Below are 23,502 nucleotides of genomic sequence, written 5' to 3'. Positions count from 1 at the left end.
TGTTATGCAGACGCGGCGTGTCTTGATGTAGCGAAAAGCAAAACAACCGACTTCATTTGTCCAATGACAAAAAAAGTCGGTTGTCTCGTTAATCCAAATTGGTGACTTGCCAGACGACAGGCGTTTGGCGAATTTGCTCCCCGAGCCACTGTGCGGCAATGCGCTGGAACAATTCAGGATCGCCGGAACAAAAAAGCTGATGTACCGGCGTCTCGTCCCCAGCTTCCAACTTGCCTTTGTTATACAAAATGGTGCTCGTCTCACGCGCCGTTTCATCTGCCGAGCTTATGAGCTTTACTGCAGGTCCCATGACTTCTTGAATCGTTTCCTTCAAAAAAGGATAATGCGTACAACCAAGAATCAGACAATCAATCGGATACGTTTGAATAGGTCTCAATGTCTCCTCCACAACCTGCGATGTCGTCTTGGAGCGGAATAACCCTTGTTCCACTAATGGAACAAGCGCAGGACAAGCATGGCTCACCACGTCTACATAAGGAGACAATTGCTTGAGCGCAGCTGTATACGCTCCGCTTCGAATCGTACCGACAGTCCCAATCACCCCGACATGCCCGGTAGCAGTCGCGCTGATCGCAGCACGAGCCCCGGGGTGAATGACTCCGATCACCGGAATGGATACCTTTTGGCTTATATAGTCCAATGCCGCGGCAGTAGCCGTGTTACAAGCAATAATAATGACTTTCGGATCAAATTGGATCAGAAAATCAACCATTTGCTCTGTAAATTTTTTAACCTCTTCCGATGGTCGGGGGCCATACGGAGTGCGCGCAGTGTCTCCAAAATAAATGATTTTTTCCCGCGGAAGCTGACGCATGACTTCTTTTACAACCGTCAAACCTCCTACACCGGAATCCAATATTGCAATCGCTTGCTGCACGTACACACCGCTTCCTTTTTTGTTCAAATATGAGTTGTTTCATCTCGGAAAGCTATCCGTTGCTACATACCTTATGTCGTATTCGTGTAAAAGGTACCCCAAAAGATTACCCTAAAACGAGGAAGTGATCAATAAAAAGGCTCCACCCCAACGGGAGAAGCCACGAATTCAAACTGTATTCAGTGTTTCACCTACGTTTTTACAGACCGTTACAGAGCATCTTTTTCCGTATCTTCTTGAACAGTCGCTGATGAAATACTAACCTCAGGAACAATTTCACCCTTTTTACGCCATTGCCCGATTTCATGAATGACGGCTGAGGCTGTCTCCTTAATTTTGTCAGTATACTCAATTGAGGTGTCTGAAATTTTCCCCGCTAGCTCCTGTCCCTTATCACTTACGTTGCGCGCCTGATCTGTAATATTCTGACGCAGCTCACGACCTGACTTAGGGGCAAATAACAAAGCAGCAACCGAACCAACAATGCTGCCTGCCAACGCGCCTCGGATAAAACTTTTGCAGTTCTCCTTCATCATCATCTCTCCCTTGTGCCCGGGCGAATGCCCATCTGTTAGTGCATTATAAGCATGGAGAGCTTGTCATGATACAGAAAACAAGCCTGAAAAGTTTTACTTTTTTTTAGAGCGGATACGATACAGGCAACAGCGGCCCCCATCCGCTAAACAATCCTCACGAACAACCTCGGCATCAAGCAGCTCCTCAAACATTTGCTGCTCGCATTCACAAGCCTTGCGGTAACGGCCTGCAATTTGAGAGATAGGACAATTGTATTCCACAATTGAGTAGCTACCATCCTCTTCCTCGCGCCACTCTGCCATATATCCGGAAGCATTTTGGATGCCCGAAAGCTTTTCCACACGTGAAGCCAGTGTAGTCTCCCCCTCCATGTGAGGGGCGTAGCGCTTCATCATTTTACGTTTTCTACCATCAAACAGCGAGTAAACAGCTTCCATTCCCTGTTCTTCATCCAGCTCCTCTAACAGTTCCAGTAACAGATGATCATAATTACGAGGAAACTGCTCGCTTCCCTGCTCGCTCAGACTGTATAAAAACGTCGGGCGTCCCATCGCCTGTCTCACGATCGTAGCCACGATCAGACCATCCTGCTCCATCAATTTGAGATGCCTGCGCACTCCCATTTCGGTAATGCCCAATTGAGCTGCCAAGCTTCCGACTCCCACAGGTCCCTGGGTTTTCAATAATGTCATGATCATGCGCCTAGTGGGCATTTCGGGTACGATATACTTATCCGTCACTTTTGCCTTTACACTCCCTCGGGCTGGGGACCCAATTCCTTATTTAAATAATCATGCACGTTAGATGAAAAAAGCTCCAGCAACCCAGGCAGCTTTGGTGTAAGCGGGTGAAGGCTTGTCCGGTCCCAATGAAAGTACTCCTGTACTAGGGGTTTACGTAAGCCTACCAGCTCTACTAGCGAATGAAATACGGTATCATCCAGTACACCTTCCTCATGAATGATACCGATAATATCCTCATAGCTACTGGCGTCACGCATAATAAATCCGTCGATGATATAGCTTCCTACGTCCGTTACCGTCTCAATCGCCAGATGAAGGCAGCGCTCCTGCACTAGTCCCTGCAACAGATCGCCGTTCCAGGCAGCAGAAGTCTGGCGAAGTCCGGCGACAATGTCGGGAACAGCCCCTAGTCGAAGCTCAATTTGTTCCCGGTTGACATAATACAAGGTCCTGCACCTCCAGTAATCGCTTTAGATTTCATAATCAACTGCGATAGATACATCCTTCACTTCATTCATGTGTACAATAATTTCCTGATGCACAGGGTGTACCTGATACGTTTGCAAATCCTCCAGTGTTTCGACAACAGCGGTAAGGGAAATATCATAAGAACGTTCCGAACGAATCACATCCGTACCTACTTCGAGTGACAGCAGCTCTTTGATTTTGCCGTTCATACTGCGCAAAATGGATGCTGTGTGCTCAATGCTTTCAGGGGAGCGGTCTTTCAATTTGAACAAAACAATATGTTTAATCATGCGTATAGGCTCCTTATCTTAAAAATGTTCTCTTGAAAATTTTATCATAACGCCCCACATACGGAAAGAAACTTTGTAATTCTAGCGATCTTTTCCACCATTTTTACCATCAGACTCCTTGTCCTTTAATAGGGCAAAAAAATTCTTGAGCTTCGGTGGGAGCGGCAGACCCATTCGTGAACAGTTTTCCGTAATAGAGATTAATTCATTGGATAAATAAAAATACGTCGTCGCCCCTTTCATGATTTCGGTACCCATCAGGAGATCCACGTGATGCGCCAAAGAAATCACCATTAGCATTAAAGCCTTTCTCGCCAGCCCCCAAAAGCCGGCTTTACTGCTCAAACCTTGCCCAGTCTTAATTGCTGCGGCGACTCCAGTCACATAATCAACAGCCATTGCAACCGTGAATAGCACCATTAGCTGATTCCAGCCGCCAAAGGCAAACGTAATAAGGGCTCCTGCGGTAGCGCAAATCATACTAAACATATTCGGATTAATATTCATACCTCTCCTCCTCTCGGGGCGGTTACTGTAATATATGCAGCGACATGGTAACCCGTAAAGTCATATGACCTGTGCATAGACATGAATTCATAGATTCATATAAAGCGTGCTGCAAACTTCACAACTCCAAGCAAATACAACAAAAAGACACCTTTTCAACCACTATATAAATGGTTGAAAAGGTGTCTTTTCTTTCATGCTATTCAATTAACGATGATCATTCCAAAAATTAAGCGGAGTCATGTTATCATTCAACGGCTCGAACGAATAGCCTTCTTTCTGCAAAGCAGCCATGATTTGTGGAAGCACCTTGATCGTAGATGGCTTATCATGCATAAGAACGACTGGTGTTCTGCCTTGCTTTTTCAATCTCTTAATATCACTTAGGACAGTCTGTACAAAATGCTCTGGATTTTTAGTATAACGCCAATCATTGGAATCAATGTTCCAGTCCCAAATATGATAGCCTGCGCCCGTCAGTTGATCGCGGTATGCTTTCTTCAAATAGGGTTTGCTGCCATAAGGTGTACGAATCAAAGAAGTGCGTTTTCCTGTAGCCATAAATAAAATTTCGTTATCCTGATTCATCTCTGCCAATGCTGCTGCAGGGGATGCATAAATCTTTTTCACCTGGTGTGTCATCCCATGCAGACCCAAACCATGCCCTGCGTCTACCATTCTCTTCATCACCGCGCTATGTTGACGAATTTCAGGTCCCAGCATGAAAAACGTAGCCTTGGCATTATATTTGTCCAGAATATCCAGCAGCTGCGACGTGTGCGCCGTTGGACCATCGTCAAAGCTCAAATAGATTGTACGACTGGATGATGAGGCAGTTCCCTTGTTGCCAGTATTGCTGGCTTTGTCCGGTTTGACAGCTGCATACTGTTTAATTTCTGTTGCGAATGTATTCAAAAACTGAGCATCAGACAAACTAGCATTTGCGTTCTGAATTCGATACAGATTACTTGTTGGAAGCGTAATAGTGAAGCCAAACGCATCGGTCAAAGTGCGAATGGGCACCATTGTACGATCTCCACGCTCGAACACATCCCCCTTGTTCAAATCCAGCGTAAAGCTGCGATTATGTCCAGTCAGTACCAATGTGTTGCCGCTGGCCGAAGTAGAAATCCCCATCTTTTGCCCTAATGTAACGATAGGAACATACAACTTATCATTTTTCATTACGGGCTGAATGGTATTCGAATCTAGCAACACATCATTGACCCCCAGCAAAGGAGCCTTCGCTTGTGCACTCGCCGTATTCGTATGTATACCTAGCAAACCCAAACAACAGATTGCCATCAAGCATACAGCCATCCATTTTGCATTTAAAAGCTTCATTCATTACACCATCCTGTGCTGTATTTTATAATGTGCGGGAGCTATCTCTAGCTTGTCTATGAAGTTATACAGACATGACGATATAGACATGGCAATATAGACATTCACTCAACATATAGAACATAAACGCATCTCAACCGACTGAACCGGACGTCTTTTCGTTCCCCCTATATATACTAATAGATTACCAGACTATAGTAGGTAAATATAGTAAAACAATTTGAAAACAATCTCGCAACCCCCCTGCCAGAGAAGGTTACAAAGTTGTGAATAAATCGACTGTGTTTAGAAGTACAAGTGGGTAGTAGATTCTTTTAATGGAATTAGAAACTACCGAAAAAAAATGGAGGTAAGGTACTTGGAGCAAGATACAGTGTTATCTGAAGATTTTGGGTTTCTAATAGACTATGGGATTGTCATAAAGGAGTATCATTCAACCCATTTACTTGGTATTAGGTGTTCATATAAAGAAAGACCTTGAGGATTGCAGGCCCCAAGGTCTTCCATTTGCCTATTCTATTAATGATACCTCGAACCTCTTTTTAACTTCATCCAGATAATTAGCAAGAAACAAATCCTTATTTGTAAATCCTAAATAATATTCGTAGTCTTCCTCATCAATAGACGAATAATATTCCTGATGGAATAAAACATTGAAATGTTGTTTAAAATCTGAACCCTTCTTAATGACAATACATCTAAATAAATTATCAATTTCAATTGCTTTAATAATTTCTTCTTTTTTCACCGCCGAAAACCACATTATTTTCGGCGGTGTCTGATTCGGTTCATCCCAATGAGGTATAGGTTCTCCCCATGGCAATACCCACTCAGAATTCACAAAAACACACCTCTCTAAGATGAATTCCTGTGTATTTACATCAAATAAATCCATATTCCTTTCGTAAAAGGAAAATAATACAATTGAATCATTTTCAATAAATAAGCTTATCAAGTCAGCAATGTTCTCTGTTGACATATTATGCTTAATCACACCATAAGGCTGTTTAAAATTTATTTTCAAATTCATCATCCTATTCATTCGAAATAATAGTAATCCAATGTGGTTCTACCTGTCATCGGGTCAATGTATTAAAAATGCATTGGAACATATTGATCAGGATCATAGATTTATTATCAGTCAAGAAGTTTTAATAGCAAAGACCACAACACGAAACTATCTGGTATTGTGTACAGGCATACTAGAGGAATATCATACGGGAGCAAAGAGGGTTAAGTTCGTTTGGACTTAGCCGCCCCATTCATTTGGCACCGGGTGTCGGTAAAAGAAAGACCTTGAGGGGATTTACTCCTCTCAAGGCCGTAAACTACAGTGGGTTCTAAGTCAAATTATACTATTTAGAAATATCCACATTGATTCTTTTTAGCTGTATCGCCAAGTTCCAATTCAAAGGTTTGGTCTTTGATGAGCTAAACCAGTTAGCCCCCTCACTTAGCCACCTAATCCTATATTCTTCGATTGACTCTGGAATGTCCTTTGCATCATCATCAAATCCAGACTCAAATCCACAACAATTACATATTTCGTGAGTTGGAAAACCATGTTTATCCCATTGAGGATAATTCAACTCATTATAACCACAGACTGCACAAATATATTTACTCATAATGACACCCTCATACTCTTTATTGATTGGCTGTTGTAATCCTCATGAAATAATTGTAACCAGCATTTTGGTCACTACTTCCAAAGTTAAGTTTATAAAGACTCCCCATGTGGTTAAATAATCCAAAATTCTACTTCAATACTTGTGCACTTCCAGCCTCTACATCTATTAAAAAAACTCTAGGAATCATACCATACTTACTGTTGTTATTTTCATCCAATGTAGACAACTCATATTATTCGGTACTTTTGTCGGTTTTAAAATCTCCAATCCCAGCCTTCGCTACCTCCACCGGTTGACACATTTTTCAAATGCAATTGTTCCCGACTGTTCCTCTGAAAAGGATTGATTAAGTCAATACGATATTCATATCCACTCTTTCTCCCTGAATAAAATCAAACTGTACAATTCAATTCTGCTATTAACAATGTAAAGCAACTACTATGCCAACAACCTATTCAAAAATTATTTATAAAAAGAATAAAAATTACAATAGGAAACCATATAGTAGAATAATCTCCATTAGTCAGTTGATTTGAGTCTTGTATTAGTATCACCAAATTAATCGAATAGATTTTACCAGTAATGTTTCAATAAAAAAATATAATAAATTTATTGATTTTAGTACATGGCTCGCAAATATTGAAGTTCTGTGGTGCTGCCCCATAGCTCAACCGAGTAATGATATGGATTGGATACCTTCTCCAGCTAAGATGTTTTATCTCGCCAAATGTCATAGTTAGGTTACTAGATTTATAGAATTATACGGAGACGCAAAAAAAAGCACCTGAAATCACTATAAGGAATTTCAAGTGCTTTATAATTTAGTTTTAAGTTACTTGTATAGTCGTCCTTTGCAGCTTTGATAATGACATAATATACACGCGTTGAAAACTGGTTATTGCAAAACAAGCGAGAATTAGTCTCATTTGTGGTCTAATAAAGCCCCTTCTCGAAAAAAGGAATTTTTCATCTTCCTTATTATTTGGCCTCAGGAAAATTATCCTTGATTGGTGGAGTAGAGTCCCAGCTTATCAGTTTAATACGGTACTTATCAAGTAATTCATTTGAATTGGAAAATTGAGTGTTAATAGTCCTTCCATCATTTTCAAAAACCCTTCCATCTTTTTTAATGATAATGCCTTCTTGTTCAATAAATATAGAGTCAGCAACGGTTTGCTGATACTCGTCAGTGCTATCCAAATCACCCATATAGTACTCTGCAATCCCTGGATAATAGGATATTTCTATTCTGCTATTGACTTCTAGCACCGGTAGTAATCTATCTCCACCGGCTAATCTTTCCTTCCACTTACGATATTTGCCGCTAGCTTCATTTGAACCAATGCCATCATATTCGCATATTAACGTATCTTGAATAACCTTTCGTTGCCCGTTAATTTCATATTCCAAACGAAATGGAAATTTCCCATATGTGATTTCAGGGTGTGAAGGATTAGGTTCTAATTGATTCCCTATGAATATTAGAAGCCAAGGTAAAGCAATGAACAATATGATTGCAAATATCAACAACAACGGAATACTTAGATATAACAATGTTTTTTTCACTTTCATTTATACCTCTTCTCCTTCAAAGCATTTATTACGGAGTCCATTTTATGGTTTCTGACCATTTACCAAGCCTTATATGCTTTAGAGTGCCACCACTTAATTTTATACTGCGTAGGTAAGTAAACCGTTTTTCCAGTGCCTACTTCACCCAAAGTCTTGTTCAAAATTTCGTCCGTAACTACATAATTCGTTGCTCTTGCAGTATAGTTCCTATCACTTAAACCATATTTACCTAGTGAAGGTACTGCAGGATTAATTGTAATGACATTTTTATTAGTCACTATAATCCTTACAATCATAAGAGAAGAACATATTACCTTCATTTCCATAAAAAATGTCACAATTTAATATATCGACACCTTAAACTTCCATTTTTATAGGCCAAATGGACCTTATTTTCCATAAACCGGTTAAGCCCATGGGATTAAAAGAAAATCAGGAGAGGAGTCACTTGCAAAGCCCCCTTCGGGTATAGTAGTATGTGGTTAAAAAAAATCGGAGGGTATATGCCTAAACAACAAGATAAACATTCCATTCAGGCGTGGTCTCTGATCAATCGCAAATATTTGGGAAAAGGCGTGCGTGTCAAACGTTTTCGTAAACCAACACGCTGTCAAGTGCGCAATCGCGTTTTGCTTGCCGTTTTGATGGCTAATGACATTAAACTGTCCCAACTTGCCGAGGAGCTTTCCATTTCCTCCCGTAGTGTCAGTGCGTGGGTATATGAAGGACGCATTCCCGGCAACACTAATCTGGAAAAGACGTGTAATACACTTGGTTATCCGCACCATATTCTATTTAATGAAGAGGTTGTCCGGCGTTCACCACTCATCTGTCAACCATCGCCGTCCCGTTTTATGAAACGGACTGTGACTCGTTCTCCGGTTAAAAATCGGATCTTGGCGGGTCTATGCATGGTACATGATATTTCGGTGACCGATGTGAGTCATTGGATTGGCGTTCACCCCGGTACATTTCGGAAATGGTTGCATCAGGGTACCGTTCCTTCGCAAACCTTCCAGGATCAGGCGGAACAGTTTTTCCGTATTCCAAAATCCATTTTGTTTGCTGATGCCATGCTGAAAAAGTAAAAATGTCCGTAAAAACGAAACGATTGTAATTTTCATGAAAGTCTTTGAAAGGAACGCATTACCATCTTTCATCCACTGAGACTTTCACATCATGTAATTCACAGAATATAAAATGCAAAAAAAAGCACAGTCTGCCGATTCCTCGGTGTACTGTGCTTTTTAGATAACAGAGTTTTAAATACTTCTTGCTTATATTTTGTCAGCTTCTTAAAAATAAATGCTTGCCGTTTCAGTTGAACATCTGGCTTCTTCCTTGATGGTCTTTAGCTTTTTCATCACCGGGTTGCCTCCACGTCCAAAGTAGTCGTGAAGACGGCTGTATTCCTCGTACAGCTTATCATACACGGCCGCGTTCTCAGGGATCGGCTTGAAGCTCTCGTCCCGTACACGAGCCATATGAAGCGCTGCTTCGACGATATCGTTGTACCCTCCAGCTTCAACTCCCGCAGCCACTGCTGCGAACATGGCCGCACCCAATGCAGGAGTTTGGGTGGAAGCCGCCACCTTAATCTCACGTCCGGTTACATCCGCATAAATTTGCATCAAAAGACGATTTTTCTGCGGCAATCCACCGCACGCATACAATACGTCTACTGGCACGCCGTTATGATGGAACGCATCGATAATTTTACGTGTTCCGAACGCAGTTGCTTCCAGCAATGTACGATACACTTCCTCTGGCTTCGTCAGCAACGTATACCCGACAATCAGCCCCGTCAGGTTGGTGTCGACCAACAGAGAACGGTTACCGTTCCACCAATCCAGGGCCAGCAATCCGGTTTCGCCCGGTTTATATTCAGCCGCTTTACGCTCCAGCCATACATGGACGTTCACACCTTCCGTAGCTGCCTGCTCCTTCACTTCGCCCGGAACAGCATGATCCACAAACCATGCGAAAATGTCTCCTACCGCCGATTGTCCAGCCTCATACCCGTAATAGCCCGGAATAATTCCGTTCTCTACAACGCCACACATACCCTCTACTTCTTTTTCTTCCTTACCGAGGAGCATATGGCAAATGGAAGTTCCCATCGCCATCACCAGCTTGCCTGGTGTGACGACGCCTACTGCCGGAACAGCCGCATGTGCATCCACATTGCCTACCGCTACTGCCGTTCCCGGATTCAGTCCGAGTTTTGCAGCCATATCCTCTGTTAATCCACCCGCACGGGCACCCAAATCATAAATCTCACCGCGCAGCTTTGTATCCGTTAAATTTTCTAAACGCGGATCGAGCGCTTTGAAAAATTCACGATCCGGATAACCCTAGCGATGATGGTAAATAGACTTGTACCCAGCTGTACACTGATTCCGTTTCAGTTCCCCGCTAAGCTGGGAAATTACCCAGTCGGTCGCTTCTACAAAGAGGTCTGTTTGATTATAAATGTCCGGTGCCTCGTTCAGAGTTTGCCAAATTTTTGCGATCATCCATTCGGAAGAAATTTTCCCTCCATAGCGGGGCAGAAACACCTCTCCTCGCTGCGAGGCAATGGCATTTAAACGGTCCGCTTCATCCTGTGCTGCATGATGCTTCCACAGTTTCACCCAACTATGCGGGTTATCTTTCAGGTTCTCGTCAAAGCACAACGGTTGTCCCTGCGCGTCAATCGGCAGCATCGTGCATGCTGTAAAATCAATTCCGATCCCGATGATATCGTCTGGAGAAATGCCAGTCTCCTTCATAACGGCAGGTATAGAAATAGTCAGCACTTCAATATAATCAGCCGGATGTTCCAGCGCCCAATCCATTTCCAATTTGCGTCCGCTACCAGGCAGCACTTCATCCATAACTCCATGACGGTAAGGTGTTACATGTGTAGCAATTTCAGCTCCGTCAGACAGGTCAACAATAACCGCACGGCCGGACTCCGTTCCATAATCGACACCAATTGTATACTTGCTCATTTGTGTGCCTCCTCCTTTTTCGTTTGACCATAATAAGCATTCGCCCATGCTTGTGCAGAAAATGCTTACCCAGCAGCGCCAGATCCACTAAGGTGAATTCTGGATTCCGAACGAAAGAACGGTACAATGCCAGATGATGTGTAGGCGTATCTGACGAAGGCCGAAGGTCAACCTCAACAATATCGTCTTGTAGAATCAGTACAACCAGTTGCTCCGCTTTCAGTTCTTCATAGGCCACGCCTTGGAAGAGCCAAATTGGCCTTCCATACTTCCTTTTTCAATTGTTCTAATATGTATAAGACACACCTTTTACTATCATTTCTGAAATCTGCAATGGAGGAGGTGACTGAAACTAACTTCAAATGGAAAATTACAGGAAGGTCTTAACGACCCTTTATCCTTGGTTCCGCTTTCATTATATGATTGTACGTACAACTTAGCTAGTCTTTTTTTATGTATTTTCTCGATAGATTTATGTACTCATTTTCAGAAAAAATATAACAAAAACAGCCTATTTCTGCAATCCAGAAAACAGACTGTTCGGTATGACGAGAAACATGCCATCAAATATTAAGCGTTAAAGCTGTATACTTACTAACTTGTCCTTACATGTTAAGAAATAAAACCGACTGATCTTCCAGCCTAGTGTTCTCCAGGCATGACCTGGACAGGCCCCGTAGATTCACGAACGATGAGCTCAGGAGGTAGAATTAACTGACGATCTTCTTCATGGTACCCCTTCTCTTCAATCATCGACAGCATGGTATCGGCAGCACGTAACCCCAACTCTTCCTTTGGATGCCGAATTGTCGTTAGCTTGATTTCCGTTGCTGTCGCCAAAAATGAATCATCAAACCCAACCAACGATAGATCATTGGGAATGTTCAGGCCCACCGAACGTACAATATCCAGGAGTCGAACAGCCAACTCATCATTATAGGTCACCCAGCCAGTAGGACGCTCACCCGCCTCCATCGCCAGCAGCCTAGACGCACGTTGTAGCGGAATCTCATTTTTTTCTTCTGTCCGGTAAGTCGTTACTGCGTTCGGGTGTAATGTCACTCCATATTTGCGGTGAGCGGCCAAAAATCCCTTCATACGAAGAATCCCCTGCATATCATCGGTTTTGAAAAACCCAGCCAAGCGTCGATGTCCCAGCTTAATCAGATGCTCGGCCGCCAAAAAACCACCCTTTTCATCATCTACCCGCAGACATGGCGCATCCATTTCCTCATAACGCGCATTGATCATCAAATAAGGAATTTGGCGATTTTCCACGGTTAAATAATAGTTCAGATTGGGGTTACGTTCTCCACTTTTGGTCGGTTCGATAATAATTCCGCTCAGCGGTTGACTCAATAGCATTTCCAGGCACTGACTTTCTTGCTCAGGGTCATTACCTGTGCTTGACAGCAGCATCTTATAGCCCTGACGACTCAATTTAGATTCAATTCCCTGTACAATGGATGGGAAAATATAATCCGATATATAGGTTGTAATGACTCCAATCGTCTTTGGATCTTCGGGCTGCTTGCTGTCCCGTGTCGCGACAAAGGTTCCCTTGCCCTGCATCCGAAACAGCCAGCCTTCCTGCACCAGCTCACCCAGCGCCTGACGCACCGTTTGCCGACTAACGGCAAATTGTTCAGACATTTCATGCTCAGATGGAAGCTGGCTTTGTGGTTCCAGTTTAGATGAATGAATCCATGACAAAATTTCCTGTTTAACTTGTATATATTTGGGCGCCATAATTTCCTCCGTACTTGCAATATCGTGTACCTGTTCATATTCCACGATTATAGCATACCGTTCATTTGTACATACAAATGTTACAGGAACAGGATATCGTCGTATTGCTGCCGGAGGTGTAAACCCATTCGCTTATCCCTTCCTTGCCACACATTAACTGGCCGAATATCTAAGGACAATTTGTGTAGATGTTACACATTACGAACGAAGCAATTGATGTTCATTCATATACTTGAGTCCAGTATAGCGATCACGCAAGGTATGAGCCGTGCGCAATGCACGAGCGAGCTGTTCCTCCGTAACCCCGAGCTCGGCAATGGTAGATGGGCCTCCGACCTGAGCCAGCCATGCGCGCATCTGCTCCGACGTAGGCAATTCCCGATACACCTTAAATGCCTCTTCATCCTGACTGGCTGCTAAATCCCTGTACAGGTCAGACAGCAATGCGGATGCTACGCCCACTTTGGCACCATGCAAAACTTGCTTGCGTCCCTCTGCGATAAAATCCATTTCAATTCGGTGGGAAATATGGTGCTCTCCCCCTGACGCTGGACGAGAATGATCTATCATCAGCATCGAAATACCGGATGCAATCAGCGCATTCATCAATACCTCGACCCCAGCCTTGCTACCTGCCGCAATCTCATCGACATGTTCTACACAGTCACGCAGAGCCTCCTCAGTAATGCGATTAGCCACAGGTGAAAATGGCTCGTTTCCCAAATCTCTGGAAACATGCCAGTCCGCTAGTGAGGTGAACTTACCAAGCATATCGCCAAAACCGGCCGCAGTCATTGTCTGTGGCGCATTTGCCAGCACGGACAAATCAGCAAAGATCGCCTCTGGCGGAACTGCTTGGAATGTCTGCTTGCTGCCATCCACAATTAGTGGTGCGCCTGCGGAGGTAAAACCATCCACCGAAGCAGCCGTCGGTACTGACAAGAACGGACGATTCATTTTATAACATACGAAGCGAACCAGATCATGAATCGTGCCGGAGCCTACAGCAAGTACAGCCTGACTCTTATCCGCCACACCCAGCAGCACCTTCATAATGTAGGTTTCATCAGCAATAACATCCCCTACAGCATTCGGAGGTAAGCGGACGACATCAACTGTCAAACCTGCCTCACGAATCAGCTCAGCCACTTTTGTTCCAGCCGCCGCCGAAGTATGCTCATCTTCTATCAGAGTTACATGACGATAATCCTGTTGGTTCAGATAAGGAACAACAGACTCCAGTGCTCCATCCCGTACCTCAATAAACAATTCAACCTTTCGATGAGGATGATCAGCGTTACTAGCCTGCGCCTCTTCGTTCCACAGCTTGATCTGCTCATTCATATTCATTTCATCTACCTCCTGAAAAAGGAATAATTTGCACAAGAATGATCCATAATGATTAATAGATTCCGTTTGAAAACGATTACTATTTAATTGTACGCACAAGTGTATGTCCAAGTCCAGCGAAAAAGTACAAGTTGCTTTTTAATTTATACATTCGAAAGGAACATGTTTATGAAATTTGGAACGGATATTGCCTGCGCACTTGGTTTACTGGCAGGTACAACGTTTGGCAGTGGTATTGCATTTTTGTTCGGCTGGCAAGCCTATCGAGCTCTGACTTCTGTTGCAGTCTTTGGCGTTGCGGGGATTGTCATTACCATTGCCGTTTTTCGCTTACTGCACCGTAAGTCACTTTCCACATCTAATTCTCGATAAATGCCGTTAGTGAAAACGAGTGCAACTTGTTTTTTGCCAATATACATAAAAAACGGGTCTCTTAAGCAATTGCATCGCTTGAGAGTACCCGTTTTTGTTTTACAAATATCACTTATGAAAGTGTATCAACCTATGGATTAACGTCTAATTCATAATCAATTTCATCAAACCCGAATCCAAATAATTGGAGGAAATCCAGACGGTATTGTTCGAGATCACCCAATTCAGATACATTTTCTGTAGTGATTTCGGACCAAGCCGCTTTGACAGCCTGCTGCACATCGTCTCTCATTTCCCAGTTATCCAGACGGATGCGTCCTTCTTCATCCGTTTCCACAGTGGACCCACTGTATAGCGTCTCGAACAGACGTTGTGCCTGCTCAATACATCCCTCGTGCAGTCCCTTTTCCTTCATGACCTTAAACAGCAAAGAAATATACAAAGGTACGACTGGAATAGCCGAACTGGATTGTGTAACCAAAGCTTTATTCACAGAAACGTAAGCTTTTCCATGATAACGCTCCAATTGCCTTGTTAAAGTATGTGCTGTAGCTTCCAAATCATTTTTAGCTTGGCCAATGGTTCCTTTACGATAGATAGCCTCCGTAATTTCGGGACCAATATACGAGTAAGCCAGTGTGGTTACCCCTTCAGCCAGCAGATCAGCTTCTTCCAACGCTTTCAGCCACAAGGACCAATCTTCGCCACCCATTACCGTAATGGTGTTCTCAATTTCCTCCTGCGTAGCCGGTTCTAGCGTAATTTCTGATACGACACCTGTATTCGTATTCACTGTTTTATTAGAAAAAGACTGTCCGATAGGCTTGAGAACGGAATTAAAGGTCTCACCCGTTTCGGGATGTGTCCGTCGCGGTGAAGCGACACTATATACAATCAGGTCTACCTTGCCCAGCTTTTCCTTTACCAGCTTCAACGTCTCCTGCTTAATTTCATGAGAAAAAGCATCTCCATTAATGCTTTCTGCTATGTAGCCAGCTGCTCTGGCCGCTCTTTCAAAGGCTACCGTATTATACCAGCCTGCTGAAGCCGTGCGCCCCTCTGATGCAGGACGTTCATAGGATACCCCTATGGTGTCCGCTCCCAGACCGAAGCTCGCAGCAATACGAGAAGCCAGCCCGTATCCAGTAGATGCTCCGATCACAAGCACCTTTTTAGCTCCTTGTATTGATGTGCTTTCTTTGATGTAGTTGATCTGACGGTTAACATGAGCCGCGCATCCTGCAGGATGTGCAGTCGTACATATAAAACCACGGATTTTCGGTTTAATAATCATTGCAAGGGTCCCCCTACTTTAGCATTCATTTAATATGGATGTAATGGTTGTCCAGTCATAACTATATAGCAAATCAGCTTGCGGCTCAACACATAACATAACACTTGAAGACAGCCGAAGAAAACTACCGTAAACATCATAGTCTGCAACGCTTTTTTACTCCACTATTGATTTTGAATCATTTTCTAACAACATCACATCTTCTCCTTGCTGTTGTCTTATTTGGATATTAGCCCTTCCCCAAGAACACATTAAGTCAATAATTTCATTTGCTGTAATTCCATATTCCGTTATATAATACTCCACTTTTGGAGGCATTTGATTATACACATGTCTACCTATGATACCATCCTTTTCAAGTTCGCGAAGTTGCTGTATAAGAACCTTTTGAGAAATGCCTGAAATACTACGCTGTAATTCACTTGTCCTTTTTCTACCAGACATTAATAAACATATGATTAATGATTTCCATTTACCTCCGATGATCTCAAGTGTTGCTTCTATGCCTAAATTATATTGTTTCATAGTACCACCTCTTCAACGCTAAAAATAACAAAGTTTATCTAATTAATTCTATAATCGCATATCTTCACTTTAAGTCTAATGCATACTTTCAAGTAACTATCTTACTTTATTGTGTGTATTTACTTTTTTGAAGCATACAGAATAATAATAGAGCATCTACAAAGGCAAATATGTTACGTAAGAAAGGTGATTTATGATGAAAACTCTTGTGATTTTAGCTCATCCCAATATTGAAGATTCTAGAGTAAATCAAAGATGGAAACAAGAATTACTTCAATATACCAATGAAATTACAATTCATGAGATTTATAAAGAGTATCCAAACTGGAGCATTGATGTTTTGAAAGAACAACAGCTACTTGAAGCATACGATAATGTCATATTTCAATTCCCTTTGTATTGGTATAGTTACCCTCCTTTATTAAAAAAGTGGTTCGATGATGTTTTTACCCATGGATGGGCTTATGGTTCAAAGGGTGATAAGTTAAAAGGAAAGAAGCTAGGGATAGCCATGTCCATTGGCGATAAAAAAGAAAATTACTTACCTACTGGTTCCGTTTCTTTTACTGTAGATGAAGTTATAGCACCTTTTAAGGCAAGCGCAGTGCATGTTGGCGCCATAACATTACCCTATTTCGCTGTCTTCGGAGCCTCGTTTCAAGCAAGCGACGAAGACATTGATCAGAGTGCAAAAGACTATATTAAATATATATTTCAGTATAAATAAAATAGTTATAATGGTACGCGCAGCTTAACCATATAAAAACAGGCTCTTGGTGGCATCCAGCCAATCCAAGAACCTGTAAATGTTAGGCTATGATGCGGTCGAGAGGACTCGAACCTCCACGGGGGGTTAGCCCACACGGACCTGAACCGTGCGCGTCTGCCAATTCCGCCACGACCGCATATTATGTATTCACACCGATGTTTTTCAATCACGGTAATTTAGATTATATCTTCCATAGAACATAAAATCAAGCTATTTTTATATTATATTTTCTATGAATCATTTCCGTAAATATAAGAAAATCACTGGATATCACAAACCAGATATGGTAAAATGGGTCCATCAGGAAAGGAGGTGCGTCAACATCAATAATCACATGTTGAGCGTATCCCTTACCCGGTCCGTTATTCTCTAATTTACAGAGTTGACGGAGGCGCGGGATACGGATCAAAGCTTTAAATAAGCGCCACGGGTAGAAAGACCGTCCTCGGACGGTCTTTTTTATTTCAGCATCATCTATAAGATTACATACTGCACTGTGAAAGAGGAGATACGATGTCGATTAGACCCGCAAATGTGGAAGAGCTCAACGAGTTGGCAGCCATCTGGCTAGATGCTTCCATAGAAGCCCATCATTTTATTGCTCCGCAGTATTGGGCATCACAAGTTACCGAGATGGAAAACAGGTACCTTCCTCTCGCTCAAAACTACGTTATCATACAAGATGATCATAGCATTGGCGGCTTCGTCTCCATGTTGGATGGATACTTGGCGGCTCTGTTTATACGTGTTGATTCTCAAAGAAAAGGCTATGGCAAGTTACTACTAGATTGGATCAAGAAGCAACATGATGAGATTCAATTAAAGGTATACCAGTCGAACACGAAAGCATTTAACTTCTATACTAAAAATGGATTTACCATTCAAGCGGAATCTGTTGATGCCGAAACTGACGAGAAAGAATTTGTAATGGTATGGACAAAACATGAACGATAATGAAGCACCTAGCACCTTTAGCCTAGTAGTACAAAGGCTCTGCTCCCGTAGAAATACGGCGTAAGCAGAGCCTTTTACTTTTATCTATTACAACTAAGTGTCTAGTCTCCTATTTAAGCCATAAACCTCGGCATATAGAATCTCTTTAAACGGAGCAAAATCCTGTTCAGCCAGCGCACCTGGATAGCTCATTATTTGAAGCCGCAGATCAGCCTGTCCTTCTCTTAAAGGAGGCTGTACATAGTCAAAATGGTTCAGATGAAACCCCAAACGTTCATAAAAACCAATTCTTCTCCGAGTCCATTCATCCACTGGTGGCTCAACCTCCAGTACTACCGGTTTACCGGACTGTGAAATAAACTTGCTCATAAGCTCTTTACCTAACCCGCCACCTCGTATAGCCGAATCTACGGCAATATGCTCTACAAACCGAAAATCTGTAAACTCCCATCCCGCCAAAAAAGCAATTGTTTGCCCTTGTTCGTCCTTTTGGGTAAGTAAACGATAACATGGATGATGAAGCAGAGCCCTCTGTGACTCGAATGTCCTGCATTCCGTTTCAGGAAAAGAAGCCTCCATAATCGCATATACTTGAGAGAATTCAAGTTCATTCATTTATACTTTCAACTCCTCTAACGTTAACTTGTTGGTCTACTAATGTCATTTGCATTAGGGCTCTAACCCTTTAGACCTTGTTTAATTCCATAAGCGTCAGCAATATGTGTTCCAACAGCTCTGGAATGTCTTCCATCTGATCTTCGTTAATTTGTCTGGAAAATCGGAGTTCAATCCTATTTTGGTATGTAGATGTCTTCTCTCCGTAAATCTGACTAAGCGTTTGTACCGGTCCAAGATCGGGCTTCCAAATTTCGGTCAGTATATTTTCAATCCGGCTACATTGTGACTCAATCTCACGAATTTCCATGTAAAAACTTAGCAACAAGACACATCCCGGAGTTTGATCTTTGATTTCCAAAATTTCCGCAGCCAAGTTGTTTAAATCCGCCTTCAGTTGAATCTCTGCTGTCACACTCGGGTGTTCTCTCAGTCTGAATTGGATAGCAAATTCACGTGACATCACAGACATTTCCAATCTGTCGATTCGCTGTGTAATGTCAATACGTGAATCCAAATTATCCAGATCGTATACTGTATTTTCCATGGCCACTTTTAAATTATCAAAAACCGTCGGGTCGAACATATATTTTTCACCTCCAATTATGGAGTATAACATAGCTTCTGTTACTCCTAAAATAGGATGCCACTTTTCACGAAATCATATTAAGATGGAACTTTATAGTATAAAGTAAATTGGTCAATTCTTATGTCGAAGTTTAGTGAATAAATTTGTAAAAACACATAATTGTGACAAAAAAATATATTTTTTTGATTATTATCCTTTTTACGTTCCAATGTATTGGAATATACTATATAATACTGGATGGGATTGGTTATACATATTCATATAAATCCCAAAATAAAAGAAGGGAAGAGATTATTAAATGAAAAAATTAGTTTTTTCCACACTAGGTCTTGCACTTCTATTAAGCACATCCACCGCCGTTGCATCTGCTCAAGAAGCAGCACCCGCATTACAAAAGGAATCTATCCAGCCTTCTAATTCATGGTACGCCGACACAGAGCCTAATAACTGGTTTGATGAAATTACCAGTGAAATAACAGTAGGGGATGGAATCGATATCTATGGGAGCTTAGGAAGAAAAATTCCTGGAGGATATGCAGGCTATTATGACTTTGTCGATTATTATAAGTTTACAGCTTCTCAGTCTGGATTCTACGAATTTAATATTCAAGGAGAAATATATCCCAAAGCATGGATGAGGCTTAGTGTGGCTGATAGTAAAGGAAGCGTCAAAAGAAGTGCAGAAGAACGTCAATACCGTTTAGGTTTAAATCTTAAAGCTGGAGAGACTTACTACTTGTTAGTAGAAGCAACTGATGCCGATGTTGGTCAATTGTTCGACTATAGAGTTTCTTCCACAATTAAACAAATCAATTAGTAAAGTTGAAGCATAACAAAAAACGCGATCCTTTTTACTGGGTCCACGTTTTCACATCTTTGAACCCCTATTATCTTACGGCAAATATAGCTATATCGTCGTAGAAGAACTGACGATTTTACGTTCATATCTTCTTCGTCTTATGGCTCGTTTGTACCTTCTACTTATTTTGTGTATATCCTTTTTCTATTGAATGATATATATAAATAATTCAGAAAAAATTACTCATATATTCATATAAGAATATAACCCCTAAAAAGAGAGGTGTTTTATTTCATGAAAAAAACGTTGTTAGCTTCATTAGGTCTTACACTTATGCTGAGTACTACTGCCAGTGTCGCTTTAGCCGAAGAAGCAAATTCTATACCCGTAGCAAAGGAATCAACACTTGCCTCTGCACTTGAATATAATGAACAGGAGCCAAATGATTGGTTTGAGCAAGCTAACTATTATTTTATTGGTGATGCTGTCATTGGAACCCTTGGTAAAGAGGGGGTGCCCGGAGTCTGGGAAGCCATTGACGTATTTAAATTTAAAGCTTTTGAAGCTCAAAAAGTTCATTTTACAATTCAGGGAGACAGATATTCTGATTCCTGGTTGGAAATGACTGTTTACGATAGTACTGGTCATAAAATTAAACGTTCAAGAGACGGTAACTATTTTTTAGATGTAGAACTTGAAAAAGGTAAGGAATACTACCTAGTCGTCGATGCGCCAGGACTTCAACCTTACACAGGAAATACATTCTTTTATAAAGTTTCTTCTGAAGCTATTTAAAATTATGTAACTTACTTAGTAGTTTAAAAAATCAATAAAACATAACTACGCCAAAAAGCCTCACCCCTTTCTCAAGGGGCGAGGCTTTTGTAGTTCAGTCATTCCATTTGGTGCACTCAGTTCTTTTACCCCTGTGTAAGTCTTACGACAAACGCGAGCTAAAGTCCTCGTAGGAGAACTGACGGATTACCTTGATGCCTTCTTCGTCGTTGTAGCTGGCGATGGCTGGCAGGTTGACTCCGTTGAACATGTGGTTTTTGACCATCGTGTAATGGGCCATGTCGCAGAATACAAGCTTGTCTCCCGGCTTCAATGGCTCTTTAAAGGAATAGTCTCCAATCACATCTCCAGCCAAGCACGTAAGCCCACCAAGTCTGTAAGTATGTGCATACTCGCCAGGCTGGCCTGCATCGATGATATTCGGGCGATATGGCATAGCCAGCACGTCAGGCATATGACATTCAGCCGAAGTATCCAGAATGGCAATATCCATTCCGTTTTTCATCGTATCCAATACGGTAGCCACCAGATATCCAGTATTCAAAGCAATAGCTTCGCCTGGCTCCAGATAAACCTGCACACCATATTTATCCTGAAAATATTGAATACAGCGTACCAGCGTGTCCAGATCATAGTCTTCTCTGGTAATATGGTGACCGCCGCCGAAATTGAGCCATTTCATGTTCTTAATGTATGGCCCGAATTTCTCATCCACGACTTTAATGGTGCGCTCTAGCGTATCTGAATTCTGTTCACACATCGTATGAAAATGAATACCATCCACGCCATCCAGATCCTCAGGTCTAAAGTTAGCCAGGGTCACACCCATTCTGGAGTTGTTGTAGCAAGGATCATACAACGGCGTTTCGATTTCCGAATATTCCGGATTAACTCGAATGCCGATGTCGATTTTTTTGGAAGTTACGCCTTGCACTCTGCTTTTGTAGCGTTTCAGTTGATCAAAGGAGTTGAAAACAATATGGTCAACATATTCCAATAGCTCATCAAATTCACTGTCTACATAAGCAGGTGCGTATACGTGAACTTCCTTGTCCATTTTTTCGCGACCGAGTCTGGCCTCGAACAACGAACTGGAGGTTACGCCTTTTAAATATTTGCCAACCAGAGGAAAGGTCGAAAACATCGAAAATCCCTTAAGAGCAAGCAAAATACTGCAGCCTGTCCGCTCTTGAACGGAATTTAAAACCTCAAGATTTTTGACAAGAAGTCTTTCGTCAACAAGATAACAAGGTGATGGAAGTCCTGTAATATCAATATTCATCGCAGGCCTCAATCAAGCAACGTTGGCGTAAAGTTCTCTTGCCATGGCAATCCGTGTTTATTTAGTGCTTCCATGAATGGATCTGGATCAAATTCCTCAACGTTGTAAACGCCTGGTTTTTTCCAGATACCTTTGATAATAAGCATTGCGCCGATCATAGCAGGAACACCAGTTGTGTAAGAAATGGCTTGGGAGCCAACTTCAGCATAACATTCCTCATGATCACAAACATTGTAAACATAATACGTTTTTGGTTTTCCATCTTTCACACCTTGGATGATGCAACCAATGTTCGTTTTGCCTTTTGTTCTTGGTCCCAGAGAAGCCGGGTCTGGCAAAATAGCTTTCAGGAATTGCAGTGGAATGATTTGTTGTCCTTCGTAATCAATAGGCTCGATCGAAGTCATGCCTACGTTTTGAAGTACATTCAAATGATTCAGATAATTGTCCGAGAACGTCATCCAGAAGCGGATTTTTTTCACGCCTTTAATATTCACTGCAAGAGATTCCAGTTCTTCATGGTACAAAAGATATATATTTTTCGGTCCAATTTCAGGAAGGTCGTATACCTTTTTCTCAGAAAGTGGCTCAGTTTCAATCCATTCTCCGTTTTCAAAGTAACGGCCCTTCGCCGTAATTTCACGAATATTGATTTCCGGATTAAAATTAGTTGCAAAAGGATATCCGTGGTCCCCTGCATTCGCATCCACAATATCAATCGTATGAATTTCATCAAAGTAGTGCTTTTGAGCATAAGCCGTAAATACTCCAGTTACGCCTGGATCAAAACCGCTGCCCAGCAGAGCTGTAATTCCTGCTTTTTCGAATCTTTCTTTGTAGGCCCATTGCCAGCTGTATTCAAACTTCGGCGTATCCGGCGGTTCATAGTTCGCCGTATCAACGTAATGAACACCTGTCTCAAGGCAAGCATCCATTATCGTCAAATCCTGATAAGGGAGAGCCACATTGATAACTACATCCGGTTGAAAGCTTCGAATCAAGTCAATGACCATGTCGGTGTTGTCAGCATCAAGCTGAGCCGTTTGGATCTTCGTACGACCTCCACCCAGCTTCTCTTTAAGCGCATCGCATTTCTCAACAGTTCTGCTTGCGATACAAATTTCTTCAAATACATCTGGGTTTTGGCAACATTTATGCACCACAACGCTGGCCACGCCACCGGCGCCAATAATCAATGCTTTTCCCAAAATAAATAACCTCCTTATTCCATACGCTAATCGCTAATCATTCTTGCAAACAAAATGATTATAAAGACATCCCACCAAATAATCAAGAAAAACGACAATTTGCTGTATCAAAATTCACAGGAACATGTCACAAAAACTTTACAAATCTCAAAATTAGGCATAAAAACTCCGTAAAGTGTGCAGAAAACAAACATTACCTCATACACTCCAGGGAAGTC

The 23,502-nt window shown here is 42.0% G+C and carries 24 protein-coding genes, 1 tRNA gene and 2 pseudogenes; 6 read left to right on the top strand and 21 right to left on the bottom strand.

The window, feature by feature from the left end; all coding sequences use genetic code 11:
• Positions 1-88: 88 nt before the first annotated feature.
• The 10 genes from racE to MHI21_RS09380 all read right to left on the bottom strand — a co-directional run bounded on the left by racE (position 89) and on the right by MHI21_RS09380 (position 7,990).
• Complete coding sequence (racE, locus tag MHI21_RS09425; RefSeq protein WP_023987989.1) at positions 89-898, bottom strand: glutamate racemase; 810 nt, start codon at positions 896-898, stop codon at positions 89-91.
• A gap of 209 nt (positions 899-1,107) precedes the next feature.
• A complete protein-coding gene (locus MHI21_RS09420) occupies positions 1,108-1,431 on the bottom strand; it encodes a YtxH domain-containing protein (RefSeq protein WP_061828623.1) in 324 nt (107 codons plus the stop codon).
• Between the two features lie 96 nt (positions 1,432-1,527).
• Entirely contained in the window at positions 1,528-2,175 is a 648-nt protein-coding gene (locus MHI21_RS09415) for a metalloregulator ArsR/SmtB family transcription factor (RefSeq protein ID WP_023987987.1), read from the bottom strand.
• Positions 2,176-2,183: 8 nt separating this feature from the next.
• Positions 2,184-2,624, bottom strand: coding sequence for a HepT-like ribonuclease domain-containing protein (locus MHI21_RS09410; RefSeq protein WP_342419895.1), 441 nt, complete (start codon positions 2,622-2,624; stop codon positions 2,184-2,186).
• A gap of 24 nt (positions 2,625-2,648) precedes the next feature.
• Entirely contained in the window at positions 2,649-2,936 is a 288-nt protein-coding gene (locus tag MHI21_RS09405; protein WP_013309679.1) for a Dabb family protein, read from the bottom strand.
• Between the two features lie 81 nt (positions 2,937-3,017).
• A complete protein-coding gene (locus MHI21_RS09400) occupies positions 3,018-3,443 on the bottom strand; it encodes a phage holin family protein (protein ID WP_341161812.1) in 426 nt (141 codons plus the stop codon).
• Positions 3,444-3,650: 207 nt separating this feature from the next.
• On the bottom strand, positions 3,651-4,787 hold the full coding sequence (locus MHI21_RS09395) for a polysaccharide deacetylase family protein (protein ID WP_342419894.1): 1,137 nt from the start codon (positions 4,785-4,787) through the stop codon (positions 3,651-3,653).
• Between the two features lie 511 nt (positions 4,788-5,298).
• Positions 5,299-5,817: a hypothetical protein gene (locus tag MHI21_RS09390; RefSeq protein WP_342420197.1), complete on the bottom strand. Its 519-nt coding sequence runs from the start codon at positions 5,815-5,817 to the stop codon at positions 5,299-5,301.
• Between the two features lie 325 nt (positions 5,818-6,142).
• Positions 6,143-6,415 carry a hypothetical protein gene (locus tag MHI21_RS09385; RefSeq protein WP_028542847.1) on the bottom strand — a complete coding sequence of 91 codons (273 nt, stop codon included), beginning with the start codon at positions 6,413-6,415 and terminating at the stop codon, positions 6,143-6,145.
• 981 nt (positions 6,416-7,396) lie between these two features.
• Positions 7,397-7,990, bottom strand: coding sequence for a hypothetical protein (locus tag MHI21_RS09380; protein WP_342419893.1), 594 nt, complete (start codon positions 7,988-7,990; stop codon positions 7,397-7,399).
• 503 nt (positions 7,991-8,493) lie between these two features.
• Between MHI21_RS09380 and MHI21_RS09375 the strand changes: the two genes are divergently transcribed.
• Positions 8,494-9,078: a helix-turn-helix transcriptional regulator gene (locus MHI21_RS09375; RefSeq protein WP_013370447.1), complete on the top strand. Its 585-nt coding sequence runs from the start codon at positions 8,494-8,496 to the stop codon at positions 9,076-9,078.
• Positions 9,079-9,285: 207 nt separating this feature from the next.
• Here the strand turns inward: MHI21_RS09375 and MHI21_RS09370 are convergent.
• The 4 genes and pseudogenes from MHI21_RS09370 to MHI21_RS09355 all read right to left on the bottom strand — a co-directional run bounded on the left by MHI21_RS09370 (position 9,286) and on the right by MHI21_RS09355 (position 14,082).
• Positions 9,286-10,983, bottom strand: a pseudogene (locus MHI21_RS09370) (ribulokinase).
• A 112-nt stretch (positions 10,984-11,095) separates the two neighbouring features.
• Positions 11,096-11,276: pseudogene (locus MHI21_RS09365) on the bottom strand (class II aldolase/adducin family protein); the annotation flags it as partial.
• A 349-nt stretch (positions 11,277-11,625) separates the two neighbouring features.
• Positions 11,626-12,732 (bottom strand): GntR family transcriptional regulator, encoded by a 1,107-nt coding sequence (locus MHI21_RS09360; protein WP_342419892.1) that lies wholly within the window; start codon positions 12,730-12,732, stop codon positions 11,626-11,628.
• Between the two features lie 198 nt (positions 12,733-12,930).
• Positions 12,931-14,082, bottom strand: a complete 1,152-nt coding sequence (locus tag MHI21_RS09355) for a sn-glycerol-1-phosphate dehydrogenase (protein ID WP_165175899.1) — start codon at positions 14,080-14,082, stop codon at positions 12,931-12,933.
• 168 nt (positions 14,083-14,250) lie between these two features.
• Between MHI21_RS09355 and MHI21_RS09350 the strand changes: the two genes are divergently transcribed.
• A complete protein-coding gene (locus MHI21_RS09350; protein WP_023987976.1) occupies positions 14,251-14,454 on the top strand; it encodes a hypothetical protein in 204 nt (67 codons plus the stop codon).
• Positions 14,455-14,584: 130 nt separating this feature from the next.
• On the opposite strand, the gene fabV is transcribed toward MHI21_RS09350, so the two are convergent.
• Together fabV and MHI21_RS09340 are read right to left on the bottom strand one after the other, a co-directional pair.
• On the bottom strand, positions 14,585-15,748 hold the full coding sequence (fabV, locus tag MHI21_RS09345) for an enoyl-ACP reductase FabV (RefSeq protein WP_342419891.1): 1,164 nt from the start codon (positions 15,746-15,748) through the stop codon (positions 14,585-14,587).
• A gap of 156 nt (positions 15,749-15,904) precedes the next feature.
• Entirely contained in the window at positions 15,905-16,273 is a 369-nt protein-coding gene (locus MHI21_RS09340) for a helix-turn-helix domain-containing protein (RefSeq protein ID WP_342419890.1), read from the bottom strand.
• A 196-nt stretch (positions 16,274-16,469) separates the two neighbouring features.
• On the opposite strand from MHI21_RS09340, the gene MHI21_RS09335 reads away from it, so the two are divergent.
• A complete protein-coding gene (locus MHI21_RS09335; protein WP_342420196.1) occupies positions 16,470-17,000 on the top strand; it encodes an NAD(P)H-dependent oxidoreductase in 531 nt (176 codons plus the stop codon).
• Between the two features lie 93 nt (positions 17,001-17,093).
• On the opposite strand, the gene MHI21_RS09330 is transcribed toward MHI21_RS09335, so the two are convergent.
• Positions 17,094-17,178: transfer RNA gene (locus MHI21_RS09330), tRNA-Leu, on the bottom strand.
• 377 nt (positions 17,179-17,555) lie between these two features.
• Here MHI21_RS09330 and MHI21_RS09325 point away from each other — a divergent pair.
• Positions 17,556-17,996: an N-acetyltransferase gene (locus MHI21_RS09325; RefSeq protein WP_165175904.1), complete on the top strand. Its 441-nt coding sequence runs from the start codon at positions 17,556-17,558 to the stop codon at positions 17,994-17,996.
• A 93-nt stretch (positions 17,997-18,089) separates the two neighbouring features.
• Here MHI21_RS09325 and MHI21_RS09320 read toward each other — a convergent pair whose 3' ends face one another.
• Together MHI21_RS09320 and MHI21_RS09315 are read right to left on the bottom strand one after the other, a co-directional pair.
• Complete coding sequence (locus MHI21_RS09320) at positions 18,090-18,611, bottom strand: GNAT family N-acetyltransferase (RefSeq protein ID WP_342419889.1); 522 nt, start codon at positions 18,609-18,611, stop codon at positions 18,090-18,092.
• Positions 18,612-18,681: 70 nt separating this feature from the next.
• Positions 18,682-19,197, bottom strand: a complete 516-nt coding sequence (locus MHI21_RS09315; protein ID WP_342420195.1) for a hypothetical protein — start codon at positions 19,195-19,197, stop codon at positions 18,682-18,684.
• Positions 19,198-19,498: 301 nt separating this feature from the next.
• Between MHI21_RS09315 and MHI21_RS09310 the strand changes: the two genes are divergently transcribed.
• Positions 19,499-20,017, top strand: coding sequence for a hypothetical protein (locus MHI21_RS09310; RefSeq protein WP_342419888.1), 519 nt, complete (start codon positions 19,499-19,501; stop codon positions 20,015-20,017).
• A gap of 276 nt (positions 20,018-20,293) precedes the next feature.
• Positions 20,294-20,794 (top strand): hypothetical protein, encoded by a 501-nt coding sequence (locus MHI21_RS09305; RefSeq protein ID WP_342419887.1) that lies wholly within the window; start codon positions 20,294-20,296, stop codon positions 20,792-20,794.
• A 142-nt stretch (positions 20,795-20,936) separates the two neighbouring features.
• Here MHI21_RS09305 and nspC read toward each other — a convergent pair whose 3' ends face one another.
• Together nspC and MHI21_RS09295 are read right to left on the bottom strand one after the other, a co-directional pair.
• The gene (gene nspC, locus MHI21_RS09300) at positions 20,937-22,076 is read right to left on the bottom strand and encodes a carboxynorspermidine decarboxylase (protein ID WP_069079886.1); all 1,140 of its coding nucleotides are present in this window, start codon (positions 22,074-22,076) and stop codon (positions 20,937-20,939) included.
• 8 nt (positions 22,077-22,084) lie between these two features.
• Positions 22,085-23,284, bottom strand: a complete 1,200-nt coding sequence (locus MHI21_RS09295) for a saccharopine dehydrogenase family protein (protein ID WP_013309649.1) — start codon at positions 23,282-23,284, stop codon at positions 22,085-22,087.
• Positions 23,285-23,502 lie beyond the last annotated feature (218 nt).

This window comes from Paenibacillus sp. FSL H8-0168 (genome assembly GCF_038592955.1).
GTDB classification, from domain to species: Bacteria; Bacillota; Bacilli; order Paenibacillales; family Paenibacillaceae; genus Paenibacillus; species Paenibacillus polymyxa_B.
The sequence above is the reverse complement of the archived record's forward strand: the minus strand, read 5'-3'. Positions and strand labels throughout refer to the sequence as shown.

Coding starts and splice junctions, on each gene's coding strand:
- MHI21_RS09420 (WP_061828623.1), bottom strand. CDS start 1,431: ATGAAGGAGAACTGCAAAAGTTTTATCCGAGGCGCGTTGGCAGGCAGC.
- MHI21_RS09405 (WP_013309679.1), bottom strand. CDS start 2,936: ATGATTAAACATATTGTTTTGTTCAAATTGAAAGACCGCTCCCCTGAA.
- MHI21_RS09400 (WP_341161812.1), bottom strand. CDS start 3,443: ATGAATATTAATCCGAATATGTTTAGTATGATTTGCGCTACCGCAGGA.
- MHI21_RS09395 (WP_342419894.1), bottom strand. CDS start 4,787: ATGAAGCTTTTAAATGCAAAATGGATGGCTGTATGCTTGATGGCAATC.
- MHI21_RS09390 (WP_342420197.1), bottom strand. CDS start 5,817: ATGAATTTGAAAATAAATTTTAAACAGCCTTATGGTGTGATTAAGCAT.
- MHI21_RS09385 (WP_028542847.1), bottom strand. CDS start 6,415: ATGAGTAAATATATTTGTGCAGTCTGTGGTTATAATGAGTTGAATTAT.
- MHI21_RS09380 (WP_342419893.1), bottom strand. CDS start 7,990: ATGAAAGTGAAAAAAACATTGTTATATCTAAGTATTCCGTTGTTGTTG.
- MHI21_RS09375 (WP_013370447.1), top strand. CDS start 8,494: ATGCCTAAACAACAAGATAAACATTCCATTCAGGCGTGGTCTCTGATC.
- MHI21_RS09360 (WP_342419892.1), bottom strand. CDS start 12,732: ATGGCGCCCAAATATATACAAGTTAAACAGGAAATTTTGTCATGGATT.
- MHI21_RS09355 (WP_165175899.1), bottom strand. CDS start 14,082: ATGAATATGAATGAGCAGATCAAGCTGTGGAACGAAGAGGCGCAGGCT.
- MHI21_RS09350 (WP_023987976.1), top strand. CDS start 14,251: ATGAAATTTGGAACGGATATTGCCTGCGCACTTGGTTTACTGGCAGGT.
- fabV (WP_342419891.1), bottom strand. CDS start 15,748: ATGATTATTAAACCGAAAATCCGTGGTTTTATATGTACGACTGCACAT.
- MHI21_RS09340 (WP_342419890.1), bottom strand. CDS start 16,273: ATGAAACAATATAATTTAGGCATAGAAGCAACACTTGAGATCATCGGA.
- MHI21_RS09335 (WP_342420196.1), top strand. CDS start 16,470: ATGAAAACTCTTGTGATTTTAGCTCATCCCAATATTGAAGATTCTAGA.
- MHI21_RS09325 (WP_165175904.1), top strand. CDS start 17,556: ATGTCGATTAGACCCGCAAATGTGGAAGAGCTCAACGAGTTGGCAGCC.
- MHI21_RS09320 (WP_342419889.1), bottom strand. CDS start 18,611: ATGAATGAACTTGAATTCTCTCAAGTATATGCGATTATGGAGGCTTCT.
- MHI21_RS09315 (WP_342420195.1), bottom strand. CDS start 19,197: ATGTTCGACCCGACGGTTTTTGATAATTTAAAAGTGGCCATGGAAAAT.
- MHI21_RS09310 (WP_342419888.1), top strand. CDS start 19,499: ATGAAAAAATTAGTTTTTTCCACACTAGGTCTTGCACTTCTATTAAGC.
- MHI21_RS09305 (WP_342419887.1), top strand. CDS start 20,294: ATGAAAAAAACGTTGTTAGCTTCATTAGGTCTTACACTTATGCTGAGT.
- nspC (WP_069079886.1), bottom strand. CDS start 22,076: ATGAATATTGATATTACAGGACTTCCATCACCTTGTTATCTTGTTGAC.